Source organism: Pararhodobacter sp., assembly GCF_034676075.1.
Taxonomy (GTDB): domain Bacteria; phylum Pseudomonadota; class Alphaproteobacteria; order Rhodobacterales; family Rhodobacteraceae; genus Pararhodobacter.
On record NZ_JAUCCQ010000092.1, the window covers coordinates 1 to 15353 of the forward strand.

A 15353-nucleotide genomic window follows, 5' to 3' on the forward strand; every position below is an offset into this window, starting at 1 on the left:
GCCGCGCTGCCCGCCGATGCCGCCGTCTTCGCCGCCGCCGTCGCCGATTGGCGGGTCAAGAACGAGGCCGGGCAGAAGATGAAGAAACAGGCCGGCCAGCCGCTGCCGGTGCTGGAATTCGCCGAGAACCCGGACATCCTCGCCACCATCTCGAAACACGCCCGGCGCCCGCCCCTCGTGGTCGGCTTCGCCGCCGAGACCGAGAAGGTCATCGAACACGCTCAGGCCAAACGCGCCCGCAAGGGCTGCGACTGGATCGTCGCCAATGACGTGTCCCCGGCGACCGGCATCATGGGCGGCTCCGAAAACGCCGTCCACCTGATCACCGAGGGCTCGGTCGAGGATTGGCCCCGCCTGCCCAAGGACGAGGTCGCCCGCCGCCTCGCCCAACGCATCGCCACCGAACTGACCGGAGCGCCGCAATGAGCGTCCTCATCAAGGTCCTGCGCGAAGGCTGGGCCGATCCCGCCATCGAGCTGCCCACCTATGCCACCCCCGGGTCCGCCGGAGCCGACATCCGCGCCAACCTGCGCCCCGAGGATCGCGCCACCGGCTTCACGCTGGACCCCTGGCACCGGGCGCTGATCCCCACCGGCCTGATCGTCGAGATCCCGCAGGGCTACGAGATTCAGGTGCGCCCGCGCTCGGGCCTGTCGCTGAAACATGCGATCACCCTGCCCAACACGCCCGGGACCATCGACAGCGACTATCGCGGGCCGGTGGGCGTGCCGCTGATCAACCTCTCGGACCGGCCCTATACCATCCAGCACGGCGAGCGCATCGCGCAGATGGTGGTGGCCCCGGTGGTGCAGGGCCGCTTCCTGCTGACCGAGGCGCTGGGCGAGACCGGCCGCGGCGCCGGCGGCTTCGGCTCGACCGGGCGCGACTGATGTTGGTCGTCCTGATCCTGGCGGCGGTCCTGTTCGCGCTAGGCTGGGTGTTCGGCGTGCCGCTGAAGGCGCGGCTGGCGTTCCTGGCGGCGATCTGGGCCGGGATGGTCCTGGCGCATCTGGCGCTGCCCGCCGGGCATCCCTTCCGCCAGGGCACCGGCGGCGACGCGCGGCCCTGGCTGTTGCTGGCGATCCTGGCCCTTGCCGTCTGGGCCTATCGGGCGATCTTGCAGGCCCTGCGCAAACGCGCGCGCCAGCACGAGGCCCAGACCATGCCCGAGGTCAAGAAACCGCTCTTTTCCGAGGCCGAGCTCAACCGCTATGCCCGCCATATGATGCTGCGCGAAGTGGGCGGTCCCGGCCAGCGCAAGCTGAAGGAAGCGAAGGTGCTGGTGATCGGCGCCGGGGGCCTCGGCTCGCCGCTGCTGCTCTATCTGGCAGCGGCGGGGGTCGGCACCATCGGGGTGATCGACGACGATGCGGTCGAATCCTCGAACCTGCAACGGCAGGTGATCCACAATGACCGCACGGTGGGCATGCCCAAGGTCTTCTCGGCGCAGGAGCAGATGGAGGCGCTCAACCCCTTCATCACCGTGAAACCCTATCATCGCCGCCTGACCGAGGCGGAGGCCGAAAGCCTCTTCGCCGAGTATGACCTGATCCTCGACGGCACCGACAATTTCGACACCCGCTACATGGCCAACCGGGTGGCGGTGAAGACCGGCAAACCGCTGATCGCCGCCGCCATCACCCAATGGGAGGGGCAGATCGCCCTTTACGACCCGGCCCGCGGCGGCCCCTGTTTCGAATGCGTCTTCCCGACCCGCCCGGCGCCGGGGCTGGTGCCCAGCTGCGCCGAGGCCGGGGTGATCGCCCCCCTGCCCGGTGTCATGGGCTCGATGATGGCGATGGAGGCGGTGAAACTGCTGACCGGCGCGGGGGAACCGCTCAGGGGTGCGATGCTGATCTATGACGGGCTCTACGCCGAAACCCGGCGGATCACCCTCAAACCCCGCCCCGACTGCCCGGTCTGCCACAAGGCCTGAACCAAACCCGTCTTCTTTGCGCTCCAAATATCCTCGGGGGTATCCAAAGGGGGTGGAAACCCCCCTTTGGCAGGGGGCGCGGGGGTGAGCGGCGTCTCGGAAACGCGCCAGTGGCGCGTTTCAGCCGCGAACGCCGCGCCCGTGGCGCGGCCGGACCTTGCCCCCCGCTACCGGTCGCCCGAGGCACGAGGGTGAAACACCTCACCCCAGCAGGGTGACGCCCGCCGCCCGCATCTCGGCCAGCGCCGCCGCCAGCGATCCGTCGAGGTCGATGGCCCGGCAGGCGTCGAGGCGGACGGTCACGGCAAATCCCAGCCGCGCCGCGTCCAGCGCCGAATAGGCGACGCAGAAATCGGTGGCGAGCCCTGCGAGCGTCAGCCTGGTCACGCCACGGCTGCGCAGATAGCCGTCGAGCCCGGTGGGCGTCGTCCGGTCATTTTCGAAAAACGCCGAATAGCTGTCGATCTCGGGGCGGAAGCCCTTGCGGATCACCAGATCGGCGGGATCGGTGCGCAGCCCGGAGTGGAACGCTGCGCCCGCCGTGCCCTGCACGCAATGGCGGGGCCAGAGGACCTGCGGCCCGTAGGGCATCTCGGTCACCGAAAAGGGCGCGGCGCCGGGGTGGTTGTCGGCAAAGGACGCATGCGCCGCCGGGTGCCAGTCCTGGGTCAGGACCCGCACCGCGAACTCCCCCAGCAGGGCGTTGATCGGGGCCACGACGGCATCGCCCTCGGCCACCGCCAGCGCGCCGCCGGGGCAGAAATCGTTCTGGACGTCGATGACGATCAGGGCGTGATCGGGGGCCTGCATGGCGCTCCTCCTTCCGGCAAGATGCGCGGATCAAAGGGCTTCTGCGGTGCGGCGTCAAGCGTTCCGGCCGAAAACCGCCTTGCACCCCCCTGCCCAAATACACAGAATGCGGCCGAGGCTGGGGATACGCACAGATGGCCATCGAATCCTGGGACGAGATCCGCACCGCCTGGCATGTGGCCCGCGCGGGCACGGTCAGCGGCGCGGCCGAGGCGCTGGGCGTCCACCACGCCACCGTCATCCGCCATATCGACGCGCTGGAGGCCCGGCTCGGCGTCAAGCTGTTCCAGCGCCATGCCCGGGGCTACACGCCGACCGAGGCGGGCTCTGCCCTGGCCCAGGTCGGCCGCGTCACCGAAGAGCAATTCGCCCAGCTCGGCACCCGCCTCACCGGCGCGGGCAGCGGCATCGAGGGCGATCTGGTGATCACCACCCTGCCCGGCCTGGTGCCGCTTCTGCGTCCGGCGCTGGTCGAGCTGAACACCCGCTATCCCGAGCTCTCGCTGCGGGTGGAGACCGAGCGCCGCGTGGTCCGGCTGGAATATGGCGAGGCGCATCTGGCGGTCCGCGCCGGCAGCCGCCCGACCGAGCCCGACAACGTGGTCCAGCCCCTGCTGCGCTGCCCCGTCTCGCTGTATGCGAGCCCGGACTACATCGCCCGCCATGGCGCCCCCCGGGACGATGCCGAGCTGGCGCAGCATCTTTTTGTGGTCGAGGATGTCGAGGATGCGCGCGCGCCCTTCGAGCAATGGCTTTTGCGCCAGAAACCCCTTCCGCGCATCGTCTTCCGCTCGAACGAGGCGGCGGCGCGGCGCGCGGCGGTGGCCGACGGGCTGGGGCTGGGCTTCTGGTACGGCGAAGGCGAATCGCCGGATCTGGTCGAGGTGATGCCCAGCCGCCCGGAATGGGAATTCACCGTCTGGCTGGTCACCCATGTCGATCTGCACCGCACCGCCAAGGTGCAGGCGGCGGTGTCGATCATCAAGGATTCGCTGCGCCAATGACCTCGGGACGTCGATGACTTCGGGCGCCGCCATGCGGGGCCGGGCGCAGGCGCTGCGGGGCCATGCGGCGATGCTGGGCTTCTCGGCCGCCGTCTCGGGCTCGTTCAGCCTGGGCGCGCTGGTGGCCAATGACATCGGCCCGGTGCCGCTGACCACGGTGCGTTTCCTCTGCGCGGCGCTGGTGCTGGCGCTGCTGGTGGCCCTGCTGCCCGGGGCCGGACGGGCCGGGCGGCGCGGCTTTGCCCGGGCCGATCTGGCGGCGCCCTGGCGCTATGGTCTGCTGGCGCTGCTCTATGGCGGCTATTTCGTCCTGATGTTCGAGGGGCTGAAGACGGCCCATCCGCTGGCGGCGGGCGCGGTCTTCACCCTGACCCCGCTGATGACCGCGGCGCTGGCCTGGCCGATGCTGGGACAGCGGCTGCGGACCGCGGTGGCGGCGCCGCTGGCGGTGGGCGCGGCGGGCGCGGTCTGGGTGATCTTCCGCGGCGATCCGGGCGCCTTGATGCGGCTCGAGATCGGGCCGGGCGAGGCGATCTATTTCCTCGGCTGCGTGCTGCACGCGATCTATGCGCCGATGCTGCGCCTGCTGAACCGGGGCGAAAGCGCGCTGGTCACCGCGGCGCTGGTCACCGCCTTCGGTTTCGTGCTGTTCCTGGCCTGGGGCTGGGCCGAGGTTCTGGCCACCGACTGGGCCGCCCTGCCCGTCCGGGTCTGGGTCACGCTGGCCTATCTGGCGGTCTTCGCCACCGCCTTCGCCGCCTCGGCCATGCAATTCGCCGCCCAGCGCCTGCCCGCGTCCAAGGTCATGGCCTATACCTATGCCACGCCCGTCTGGATCATCCTGTGGGAGCTGGCTCTGGGCCATGGCGTGCCGGGCTGGGTGGTGCTGCCCGGGGTGGCGCTGATCGTGGTCGCGCTTCTGATCCTGCTCAGGGGCGATCAGGCGTAACGCGCGCCTGAACTCCGGGCCTGACGCGGCCCGGCCTACCCCCTGCCCGGCCCCTGCCCGGCCCAACGCGGCCCGTTCACACGCATATGCCTTGATTTCACGCCGCGACGGGCGCAGCATTCCTCCGTTTTCCAGACGACCTTTTTTCCCGGGGCCCCGGCACCGGACCATTCAATACAAGGAGGACGCGATGCTCCCTCTTCCCGGATTCCGTCCCGGCGGTCGGCGCCTGCGCGCGCTTTGCGCGGGAACCCTTGGCCTGATCGCCGCAACCCTCGCCACCAGCGCCCTCGCCTGCCCCGATCCGGGCCAGAACGGCCAGATGATCCGCTACAACGGCGCGCAATTGCTGCAGGGCCAGAGTGAGAGCGTCACCGCGGGCGGCAACGTCAACCTTGGCGCCTGCCCCGGGGTTCCCGGCAACGGCCGCGTCGTCAGCCGGCCCGATTTCACCCTGAATTTCGCCCGCAACAACCCGGGCTACGACCTGGAGCTCAGGGTCGACGGCAGTTGCGACACGGTGCTGCTGGTCAACGGGCCGGACGGGCGCTGGTCCTTCAACGACGATGCCATCGGCACCGATCCGCGGGTGGTGATCCCCTCGGCCGCGGTCGGCGAATACGACATCTGGGTCGGCACCTTCGGCGCCAGCACCTGCGCGGCGACCTTGCAGATGCGGACCTCGGGCGGCGGGGCGGCGCCGCAGCCGCAGGTGGTCCCGCAGCTGCCGCCGCAGATCCAGCAGATCATTCCGCAGCTGATCCCCCAGCTCACGCCGCAGACGCCTCAGCTGACGCCACAGATCCCGCAACTGCCCCAGCTGCCGCAATTGCCGCTGGCGCCGCCGCAACTGGTCGCCTGCCCGAATCCGGCGCTGAACGGCCAGCCGCTCAGCTACAGCGGTCAGCAATTGCGCCAGGTCCGCAGCCTCGGGCTGACAGCGGGGGGCAACATCGACCTTGACGCCTGCGCCTCGGTCCCCGGGCATGGGCATGTCGCGCTCAGGGCCGATTTCACCCTGAGCCTGACGCAGAACCTGCCGAACTACGATCTGGAGATCCGCGCCGACGGCACCTGCGATCCGGTGCTGCTGGTCCGCGCGCCGGATGGGCAATGGCATTTCAACGACGATGCCGACGGGCTGAACTCGCGCCTCCGGCTGACCGCGGCGGCGACCGGGGAATACGACATCTGGGTCGGCACCTATGGCGCCCAGACCTGCGCCGCGACGCTGCGGCTGGAGACGGTCGGCGGCCTGGTCCTGCAGCCGCCGCAGATCCCGCAGCCGCCGCAGATCCTGCTCTGCCCGAACCCTGCGGCCAATGGCCAGTTTCTGAACTATTCGGCCGGGCAGTTGCTGTCGCCGCGCAACCATGGCGTGGTGGCGGGCGGGGCGACGGATCTGGCCGATTGCGCCCAGGTCCCCGGCCACGGCCATGTCGCGCCGAACCCCGATTTCACCCTGAACCTGACCCAGAACGCCCTGAACGCCACGCTGCAGCTGGGCGTGGATGGCACCTGCGACACGGTGCTGCTGGTGCGCGGCCCGAACGGGCAATACGCCTTCAACGACGACACCAACGGGCTGAACCCCGAGCTGCGGTTCCAGGGCGCCCCGACGGGCGAGTATGACATCTGGGTCGGCACCTTCGGCCAGCAGACCTGCCAGGCGACGCTGGTCGCCTCGACCCAGGGGCTGCCGGTGCCGCAACCGCAACCCCAGCCGCAACCGCTGCCCGTGCTCTGCCCGAACCCGGCGCTGAATGGCAACGCGCTGATCTACAGCGCCGCGCAAGTGCAGAACGCGCAATCGGTGCCGGTGACGGCGGGCGGCCCGGTCGACCTCACGACCTGCGCCGCGGCGCCCGGGCATGGCCGGGTGGCCGAGCGGCCCGATTTCACCCTGACGCTGACCCAGAACGCGGGCGACCGCGATCTGGAATTCCGCGTCGACGGCACCTGCGATCCGGTGCTGCTGATCTATGGGCCGGACGGGCAATATTCCTTCAACGACGATGCCAACGGGCTGAACTCGGCCCTGCGGATCGCCGCCGCCCAGCCCGGGGCCTATGACATCTGGGTCGGCACCTATGGCCAGCAGACCTGCGCCGCCTCGCTGGCGCTGCAAAGCTACGCCCCGGCGCCGCCCACGCCCCCGGAGCCGCCGCCCGCGCCCTACAAGCCCGGCGCCTGCCCCGATCCCGGCCTGACCGGCACCGCGCTGAGCTATGACGCGCAGGGCCTGTGGACCGCGCAGAGCTTCCCGGTCGTCGCCGGGGGCAATCTGGGCCTGCGCGATTGCCCGGTGCTCGATGTCTATGGCAATGCCGTGCAGCAGCCGGATTTCTCGCTGACGCTGACCGGGAACCTGCCCGATCACGCGCTGGAATTCCGCGTCGAGGCCGCCTGCGATCCGGTGCTGCTGGTGCATGGGCCGGATGGCAGCTGGAGCTTCAACGACGACGCCGACGGGCTGAACTCGCGCCTGCGGCTGGAGAATGCGCCGACCGGGACCTACAGCATCTGGGCCGGGACTTATGGCAGCGCCACCTGCGAGGCGACCTTCAGCGCCGAGACCTTTGCCTCGGCCCAGCCGCGGCCGCAGGGGGTCTCGTATCCGCAGCCGATGGTGAACGGCGAACGGGTCGACTGGTGCCGCACCTATGGCGCGGATTGCGGCCAGCCCGCGGCGGATGCCTTCTGCCAGCGGCAGGGCCACGGGACGGCCGCCTATTGGCGGCAGGTTCCGGCAAGCCGGACGCTGGTGCTGGGGGGCATGCAGCTGTGCACCCAGCAGAACGGCTGCGGCGCGCTGGCCGATGTAATCTGCACCCCGGGCAGCGGCGGCAGCGGAATCGAGGTGCTGCCCGATCCCGGCAACATGACCGCCTATCGCGGCCAGACCGGCACCACGCTGTATTTCGAGGTCACCGGCGCGGGCTCGGGCTCGGTCTGGGGCTCGGATGTCTATACCGACGATTCGCGCCTGGCGCGGGCCGCGGTGCATGCGGGCCTTCTGCAGGTCGGCCAGACCGGGACCGTCGCCGTGACGGTCCTGCCCGGGCAGCAATCCTATACCGGCAGCACCCGCAACGGCGTCCAGAGCGCCACCTACGGGCAATGGAGCGGCAGCTACCGGTTCGAGACGCAGCCCCCCGCCCCGCCCGCGGGCGGCAAGTAACCCGCCCCCGCCTCGGGCCCCGGTTGAACCAATGGGCGGGGGCCCGCGACAAACAGCCACCGGACGGCCGCGCCAGGCGGCCGCCCCCCTCACAGAGAGACCGCATGACCCTGTCTTCCCTTTCCCTCCGCCCGCTGGCCTTCGGGCTGGTGTCCCTGACCGCCGGCTTCGGCGCCTCGGCCGCCATGGCCTGCCCGGACTGGACCCTGACCGGCACCCAGATCTCGTATTCCGCCCAGGACCTGACGCAGCCGCAGGCCATCGGCGTGATCGCCGGGGGCAATATCGACGTGTCGAACTGCCCGATCCCGGCGCATGGCTATGTCATCACCCAGCCGGATTTCGACTTCAGCTTCACCGACAACAGCGCCGGGATGGACCTGACACTGCGCGTCGAGGGGGCCTGCGACACGGTGCTTCTGGTCAATGACGCGACCGGCACCTGGCAGTTCAGCGATGACGAGGGCGACAGCCTGAACCCGGCGCTGGTCCTGCCCGCCGCCCCGGCCGGGGCCTATGACATCTGGGTCGGCACCTTCGGCCAGCAGACCTGCGAGGCGCGGCTGATCCTGTCCGCCGCCCCCGCCAATGCCGCGCCGCCCGCCCGGCACGACGCTCCCGCCAACCTGACCGCCTATCGCAACCAGGTCGGCCAGACGCTGACCTTCACCGTGACCGGCTCGACCACCGGCTCGGTCTGGGGTTCGGGCGTCTATACCGACGATTCCTCGCTGGCCGCGGCGGCGGTGCATGCGGGCGTGCTGCGCGCGGGCGAGAGCCGGCCGGTCGAGGTGACCATCCTGCCGGGCCAGCAAAGCTATGCCGGGTCGAACGAGAACGGCGTGCAATCCTCGAATTACGGCACCTGGCAGGGCAGCTTCACCTTCCCCGCCGCCATGACCACCCCGGCGGCGATGGCCGATCCGGGCAACCTGACGCGCTATCGCGACCGGGTGGGCGAGACGCTGACCTTCATGGTCACCGGCTCGACTTCGGGCTCGGTCTGGGGCTCGGGCGTCTATACCGACGATTCGGCGCTGGCCGCGGCGGCGGTGCATGCCGGCGTCCTGCAGCCGGGCCAGAGCGCCCCGGTGGAAGTAACGATCATGGCCGGGCAGCAGAGCTACAACGGCTCGGCCCAGAACGGCGTGCAATCGTCGAATTACGGCACCTGGCAGGGCAGCTACAGCTTCCCCGCAGCGGCGGCGACCACCCAGGCGCCCGGACAGGCGCCCGCGGCCGGCAAGTGAGCCAACCGCCGACCTGACGACCGGAAGGGGCCCCTCGCGGGCCCCTTTCGCTGTCGGGGGACGGTGCGTGCAAGCATGCACCCTGCGGCGCGACGCACCCTCGAGGCTGGACTTGCGGCGTCCCGGCGGGCATGAGGGGGCGTTGCCGTGAGAGAAGCCCGCCGATGACCGATCTTGCCGAAAGCATCCTGAACGCCGACCGCCGGGCGCTGGCCCGGGCCATCACGCTGGTCGAATCGACCCGCGCCGATCACCGGGAGGCGGCGCAGGCGCTGTTGGGCGAGCTGGCGGGCCACGGGCGGCAGGCGTTGCGAATCGGTCTGTCCGGCACCCCGGGCGTCGGCAAATCCACCTTCATCGAATCCTTCGGCCTGATGCTGGCCGATGCCGGGCTGAAGATCGCCGTTCTGGCCGTCGACCCCTCGTCGGCGCGGACCGGGGGCTCGATCCTGGGCGACAAGACGCGGATGGAGCGGCTGTCGCGCCACCCGAACGCCTTCATCCGCCCCTCGCCCAGCCAGTCGCATCTGGGCGGCGTCGCCCGGCGTACGCGCGAGGCGGTGGCGCTGTGCGAAGCGGCCGGTTTCGACGTGGTGCTGATCGAGACGGTGGGCGTCGGCCAATCGGAAACCGTGGTGGCCGAACTCTCGGACATTTTCGTCCTGCTGCTGGCACCCGCCGGGGGCGACGAATTGCAGGGCGTGAAGCGCGGCATCATGGAGGCCGCGGATCTGATCGTGGTCAACAAGGCCGATGGCGAGCTGAAATCCACCGCCACCCGCACCTGCGCCGATTACGCGGGCGCGCTGCGACTGCTCAGGGCCCGGCCGCAGGACGCGCCGGGCTTTCCCAAGGCGATGACCGCCTCGGCCCTGCACGAGGCCGGGCTGGGCGCCGTCTGGGACGAGATCCGCGCCCTGGCCAATTGGCGGCGCGAGAACGGCCACTGGGACGAGCGGCGCGCGGCCCAGGCACGGCACTGGTTCGCCGAGGAGGTGAAACAGGCGCTGCTGGCGGTTCTGGACACGCCCGAGGCCCGCGCCCGCATGGCGGCGCTGGCCGAAAGTGTGGCCCGGGGCACGCTGGCGCCGGGCGCCGCGGCCCGGCAGATGGTTTCCACGCTGGCGGGCGGTTCTGCGGCCCTTGACGCGCCCCGGGAATCCGCCTAAGAGGCCAGACGAGATTTCGGGTGCTGCCGTGGCGGCGCCCTTTGTGATTGACGGAGCCCCGGTTGCACGACCGGCGCCTGCCTGACAGAGACGAGGATGACACCATGTCGCGCCGCTGCGAACTGACCGGTAAGGGCCCGATGTCGGGCAACAACGTGAGCCACGCCAACAACAAGACCAAGCGGCGCTTCCTGCCGAATCTGGTCGACGTGACCCTGGCGTCCGAGACCCTGGGCCGGTCGTACAAGCTGCGCATCACCGCCTCGGCGCTGCGCTCGGTCGACCACCGCGGTGGCCTCGACGCTTTCCTCGCCAAGGCGAAGGACGTGGAACTTTCGGATCGCGCGCTGGCGATCAAGAAGGAAATCGCCAAGGCCGCCGCCTGATCTCAGGCCCGTCACCTTGCATCGGACGGCCCCGCTTTGGCGGGGCTTTTCCTTTTGGCAGCGCTGCGCTTCACTGAAGCCATGATCCGCCCCGCCACCCCCGACGACCTCGCCGCGATTCGCGCCTGCGCCGAGGCCGCCTATGCCCGCTATGTGCCGCTGATCGGCCGCCGCCCGGCGCCGATGGACGCCGATTACGCGGCGCTGGTGGCACAGGGTTTCGCCCGGGTGGCGGAGGTCGAGGGCGCGGTGCGGGGCTTCGTGACCTTCTGGCCGAAGGACGATCACCTCTATCTCGACGCCGTCGCGGTCCATCCCGACGCCGTGGGCCGGGGCCTGGGCCGGGCGCTGATCGGCGCCGCCGAAGCCGAGGGCCAGGCGCGGGGTCTGGGCGAGATCCGTCTCTATACCAACGCGGCGATGGCGGAGAACCTGACCCTCTATCCACATCTGGGATACCGGCAGGTCGACCGGCGGATGGATCAGGGCTTCGACCGGGTGTTCTTTGCCAAGGGGCTGTAGAGGGGTTTCGCCCTCGTGCCTCGGGCGACCAAACGGGGGGCGCCGCCCCCCGTACCCCCCGCTCAAGGGGGTTTTCCACCCCCTTGAGAAACCCCCGAGGATATTTTCAGCGCAAAGAAGGGATCAGGCGAGGGTGGCGGTGGCGTCCATCGCCTGGATGCCGTCCTGGCGGCGGACCCAGAGCCGGGCGCTGTCCCCCTCGATCCGGGCGCAGAGGGTGAAGGGCGTGTCCGCCGTGACCGGGGCCATGGCGCGGAAGGCGAAGGTCTTTGGCAGGCGCCCGCCTTCGACGCGCAACAGGTCGAGGAGCAGCGTGGCCAGCAGCGGGCCATGGACGACGAGGCCGTCATAGCCCTCGGCCGCGCAGAAATCACGATCGTAATGGATGCGGTGGCCGTTGAAGGTCAGCGCCGAGTAGCGGAAGAGGAGGACCGGACCGGCGGTCATGCTGCGGCTGAGCGCCTCGTCCACCGGGGCGGGCTGCGTGGCGCCCGGCGGGGCGTCGGCGCGGCGGTAGACGATGTCCTGTTCCTCGTCGATCAGGATGCCTGCCGGGTCGCTCCAGCGATGCGCCACGGTGACGAAGGCGATGGGGCCCGAGCGCCCCTCCTTCTGCGCCACGTTCAGGACCTGCGACTGCCGGGTGACATCGGCGCCGATGGTCAACGGGCGGTGGAAGGTGAAGCGCCCGCCGGCCCACATGCGGCGCGGCAGGCCGAGGTCGGGCAGGAAGGGGCCCAGCGCCTGATGGCCATCTGCCCCTGCCTCGGCCATCGGGTAGAGTTTCAGGCAATGAAACCAGTGCCAGAGGGGCGGCAAGGCGGCGCCGTCGGCGAAGGTTTCGGCGCGGTCGAGCGTCGCGGCCATCGCCCGGGCCGGGAAGGCGGCGACGGTTTCGCGGACCTCCTCCGGCGCGCTCATCCGATGGGCCCGCGCGGCCCCTCGCCGACCTGGGCGCGGTGCAGGAGCAGCTGGTCGAGGATCACCAGCGCCAGCATCGCCTCGCCCACCGGGACGGCGCGGATGCCGACGCAGGGATCGTGGCGGCCCTTGGTCACCACCTCGGCGGGCTGACCGTCCAGCGTGACGGACTGACGGGGGGTGAGGATCGAGGAGGTCGGTTTCACCGCGAAGCGCACCACCACGTCCTGGCCGGTGGAAATGCCGCCCAGGATGCCGCCCGCGTGGTTCGAGCCATAGACCGGCCCGTCATTGCCCATGCGGATCTCGTCGGCATTCTCGACCCCGGTCAGAGCGGCGGCGCCCATGCCGGCGCCGATCTCGACCCCCTTCACGGCGTTGATCGACATCATCGCCGCGGCCAGTTCGCTGTCGAGCTTGGCATAAAGCGGCGCGCCGATCCCGGCGGGCAGGCCCGAGGCGATAACCTCGACCACGGCGCCGACCGAATTGCCGGTCTTCCTGAGCGCGTCGAGATCGTCGGCCCAGAGCGCGGCGGTCTCGGGATCGGGACACCAGAAGGGATTGCCCTCGATGGCAGCGGCGTCGAAGCGGGCGCGGTCGATGGCGCGGGGGCCCATCTGCACCATGTAGCCGGTGATGCGGAGCCCCGGAACCAGCGCCGCCAGCACCTGCCGCGCCACGCCCCCCGCCGCGACCCGCGCCGCGGTCTCGCGGGCCGAGGACCGCCCGCCGCCGCGCGGATCGCGGATGCCGTATTTCTGCCAATAGGTGATGTCGGCATGGCCCGGCCGGAAGGTCTGGGCGATGGAGCCGTAATCCTTGGACCGCTGGTCGGTGTTGCGGATCATCAGCTGGATCGGCGTGCCGGTGGTCTGGCCCTCGTAGACGCCCGAGAGGATCTCGACCTCGTCCGCTTCGCGCCGCTGGGTGGTGAAGCGGTTCTGGCCGGGCTTGCGGCGGTCCAGCCAGGGCTGGATGTCGGCCTCGGTCAGGGGGATCCCGGGCGGGCAGCCGTCGACGGTCGCGCCCAGCGCGGGCCCGTGCGATTCGCCCCAGGTGGTGACGCGGAACAGATGGCCGAAAGTGTTGAACGACATGGCGGCTCCCTCAGGTCGGGTTTCGTCTAACCGGCGGGGGGGCGGCGCTCAAGGGTGAAGTGGGCGCGGGGGGCGGCCCCGGGGGGCCAGCCCCCCGGACCCCCCGGGATATTTGAAGAACGAAGATGAGGGTTAACGAATCCCTGACCGCGCTTCTTTGCGCCTCAAATATCCTCGGGGGTCCGGGGGCAGACGGCCCCCGGGGCCACCACGGGCGCGAGGGTTCCGGCGGCGGGGCGCAGCCGGGGTGGGCGGGTGGGAGGCTGCGCCCCGCCGCCTCTTCCCTTCCGTCCCTACGCTGCGCATAACCGGGCGATGCATTTCCCCGGCCCGCCCCTGCCCATCGATCCCCTGCTGCCCGAGCTGGTTGCCGCGCTCGACCGGGCGGGCATGGCGGTGTTGCAGGCGCCGCCCGGGGCGGGCAAGACCACGCGGGTGCCCTTGGCACTGCTGGAGGGTACGCCGGGCCGGATCGTCATGCTGGAGCCGCGGCGGCTGGCGGCGCGGGCGGCGGCGGAGCGGCTGGCGGAGACCTTGAGCGAGCCGGTTGGCCAGCGGGTCGGCTACCGGATCCGGGGCGAGGCGAAGGTCTCGAAAGCCACGCGGATCGAGGTGGTGACCGAGGGCATCCTGACCCGGATGCTGCAGGCCGACCCCTCGCTCGACGGCATCGGCGCGGTGATCTTCGACGAATTCCACGAGCGCAGCCTCAACGCCGATCTGGGGCTGGCGCTAACCCTCGAATCGCGGGGCGCGCTGCGCGAGGATCTGCGGCTGGTGGTCATGTCCGCGACGCTCGACGCGGCGCCGGTCGCGGCGCTGCTCGGCGGGGCGCCGCTGCTGACGGCCGAGGGGCGGGCCTTTCCGGTCGCGACCCGCTGGCTCGACGCGCCGCTGCCGCCGAAAGCGCGGCTGCCGGAAGCGGTGGCCGATCTGGTACTGAAGGCGCTGGCGGAGACCGAGGGCGGTGTATTGGTCTTCCTGCCCGGGGAGGGCGAGATCCGGCGCGTGGCGGCCTTGCTCGACGCGCGCCTGCCTGCGGGCGTGGCCCTGCAGCCCCTCTACGGCGCGATGGATTTCGCGCTGCAGCGGGCGGCGCTGGCGCCGTTGGCCTCGGGGCGGAAGCTGGTACTGGCGACGGCGATTGCCGAGACTTCGCTGACCATTCCCGATATCCGCGTCGTGGTCGATGCCGGGCAGGCCCGGCGGGCGCGGTTCGATCCCAATTCCGGCATGGCGCGGCTGGTGACCGAACGGGTCAGCCTCGCCGAGGCCGAGCAGCGGCGGGGTCGCGGCGGGCGGGTGGCCGAGGGCATCTGCTACCGCCTCTGGACCCGGGGGCAGGAGGGCGCTCTGCAAGCCTTCGCGCCGCCCGAAATCGAGACCGCGGATCTTGCCGGGCTGGTGCTGGAGCTGGCAGTCTGGGGATCGGCGGACCTGTCCTTCCTCACCCCGCCGCCGCCCGGGCCGATGGCCGAGGCGCGGGTTTTGTTGCAGGAACTCGGCGCGCTGGACGGGACCGGAAGGATCACCGACCACGGGAGAGCGATGGCGGCGCTGCCGCTGCATCCGCGGCTGGCGCATATGCTGCTCAGGGCGGGCAAGGGGGCGGCGCCTTTGGCCGCGTTGATCGCCGACCGCGACCCGCTGCAGGGGGCGCCGGCCGATCTGACACTGCGACTCAAGGCCATCGACGACCCGCGGGGCTATCAGCGGGACCATTCGTATCCGCTCAGGCGCGAGGCCTTGGAGCGGATCAGGGCGGAGGCGAAGCGGCTCGCTCGGATGGCGCCCGAGGATCGCGGGCTGGAGCCGGCCGAGATGGCGGCGCTGGCCTATCCCGACCGCATCGGCCTGAGGCGCAAGCGCGAGGCGCCGCGCTATCTGCTGTCGGGCGGCAAGGGCGCGGTCTTCGATGCGGCCGATCCGTTGGCTCAGACCCGGCTGATCGTGGCAACCGATCTGGACGGCGACCCGCGGGAGGCGCGGATCCGGCAGGCTTTGCCGATCTCCGAGGCAGCTTTGCGCGGGCTTTTCCCCGAGCAGATCCGCTGGCAGGACCTTTGCGAATGGTCGACGCGCGAGGGGCGGGTGCTGGCGCGCTCGCGCGAGCGGCTGGGGGCGC

At 70.9% G+C, this 15353-nt stretch carries 14 protein-coding genes; 11 read left to right on the forward strand and 3 right to left on the reverse strand.

What is annotated here, in order from left to right; translation table 11 throughout:
* From VDQ18_RS17765 to VDQ18_RS17775, 3 genes are all read left to right on the forward strand, one after another.
* Positions 1-426: phosphopantothenoylcysteine decarboxylase (locus tag VDQ18_RS17765; protein WP_323022240.1), on the forward strand; the 426-nt coding region annotated here is incomplete at its 5' end.
* Positions 423-890, forward strand: coding sequence for a dUTP diphosphatase (dut, locus tag VDQ18_RS17770; RefSeq protein ID WP_323022241.1), 468 nt, complete (start codon positions 423-425; stop codon positions 888-890). The genes VDQ18_RS17765 and dut, both read left to right, overlap by 4 nt.
* Entirely contained in the window at positions 890-1936 is a 1047-nt protein-coding gene (locus VDQ18_RS17775; RefSeq protein ID WP_323022242.1) for a HesA/MoeB/ThiF family protein, read from the forward strand. The genes dut and VDQ18_RS17775 overlap by 1 nt, the downstream gene beginning before the upstream one ends.
* 201 nt (positions 1937-2137) lie before the next feature.
* Here the strand turns inward: VDQ18_RS17775 and pncA are convergent, their stop codons facing one another.
* Positions 2138-2746: a bifunctional nicotinamidase/pyrazinamidase gene (gene pncA / locus VDQ18_RS17780; protein ID WP_323022243.1), complete on the reverse strand. Its 609-nt coding sequence runs from the start codon at positions 2744-2746 to the stop codon at positions 2138-2140.
* A 134-nt stretch (positions 2747-2880) separates the two neighbouring features.
* On the opposite strand from pncA, the gene VDQ18_RS17785 reads away from it, so the two are divergent.
* From VDQ18_RS17785 to VDQ18_RS17815, 7 genes are all read left to right on the forward strand, one after another.
* On the forward strand, positions 2881-3750 hold the full coding sequence (locus tag VDQ18_RS17785) for a LysR family transcriptional regulator (protein ID WP_323022244.1): 870 nt from the start codon (positions 2881-2883) through the stop codon (positions 3748-3750).
* A gap of 13 nt (positions 3751-3763) precedes the next feature.
* Positions 3764-4699 (forward strand): DMT family transporter, encoded by a 936-nt coding sequence (locus VDQ18_RS17790; protein WP_323022245.1) that lies wholly within the window; start codon positions 3764-3766, stop codon positions 4697-4699.
* A gap of 190 nt (positions 4700-4889) precedes the next feature.
* The gene (locus tag VDQ18_RS17795) at positions 4890-7880 is read left to right on the forward strand and encodes an LCCL domain-containing protein (protein WP_323022246.1); all 2991 of its coding nucleotides are present in this window, start codon (positions 4890-4892) and stop codon (positions 7878-7880) included.
* Between the two features lie 104 nt (positions 7881-7984).
* Positions 7985-9130 (forward strand): LCCL domain-containing protein, encoded by a 1146-nt coding sequence (locus tag VDQ18_RS17800; RefSeq protein WP_323022247.1) that lies wholly within the window; start codon positions 7985-7987, stop codon positions 9128-9130.
* A 164-nt stretch (positions 9131-9294) separates the two neighbouring features.
* Entirely contained in the window at positions 9295-10299 is a 1005-nt protein-coding gene (gene meaB / locus VDQ18_RS17805; protein ID WP_323022248.1) for a methylmalonyl Co-A mutase-associated GTPase MeaB, read from the forward strand.
* 104 nt (positions 10300-10403) lie between these two features.
* Positions 10404-10685: a 50S ribosomal protein L28 gene (gene rpmB, locus VDQ18_RS17810; protein WP_107755107.1), complete on the forward strand. Its 282-nt coding sequence runs from the start codon at positions 10404-10406 to the stop codon at positions 10683-10685.
* Between the two features lie 81 nt (positions 10686-10766).
* Complete coding sequence (locus VDQ18_RS17815) at positions 10767-11207, forward strand: GNAT family N-acetyltransferase (protein WP_323022249.1); 441 nt, start codon at positions 10767-10769, stop codon at positions 11205-11207.
* 123 nt (positions 11208-11330) lie between these two features.
* Here the strand turns inward: VDQ18_RS17815 and VDQ18_RS17820 are convergent, their stop codons facing one another.
* Positions 11331-12128 carry an FAS1-like dehydratase domain-containing protein gene (locus tag VDQ18_RS17820; protein WP_323022250.1) on the reverse strand — a complete coding sequence of 266 codons (798 nt, stop codon included), beginning with the start codon at positions 12126-12128 and terminating at the stop codon, positions 11331-11333.
* Entirely contained in the window at positions 12125-13228 is a 1104-nt protein-coding gene (gene aroC / locus VDQ18_RS17825; protein ID WP_323022251.1) for a chorismate synthase, read from the reverse strand. Before aroC ends, VDQ18_RS17820 begins: the two co-directional genes overlap by 4 nt.
* A 315-nt stretch (positions 13229-13543) precedes the next feature.
* On the opposite strand from aroC, the gene hrpB reads away from it, so the two are divergent.
* Positions 13544-15353, forward strand: a 1810-nt coding sequence (gene hrpB / locus VDQ18_RS17830) for an ATP-dependent helicase HrpB (protein WP_323022252.1), incomplete at its 3' end; no start/stop codon positions are given.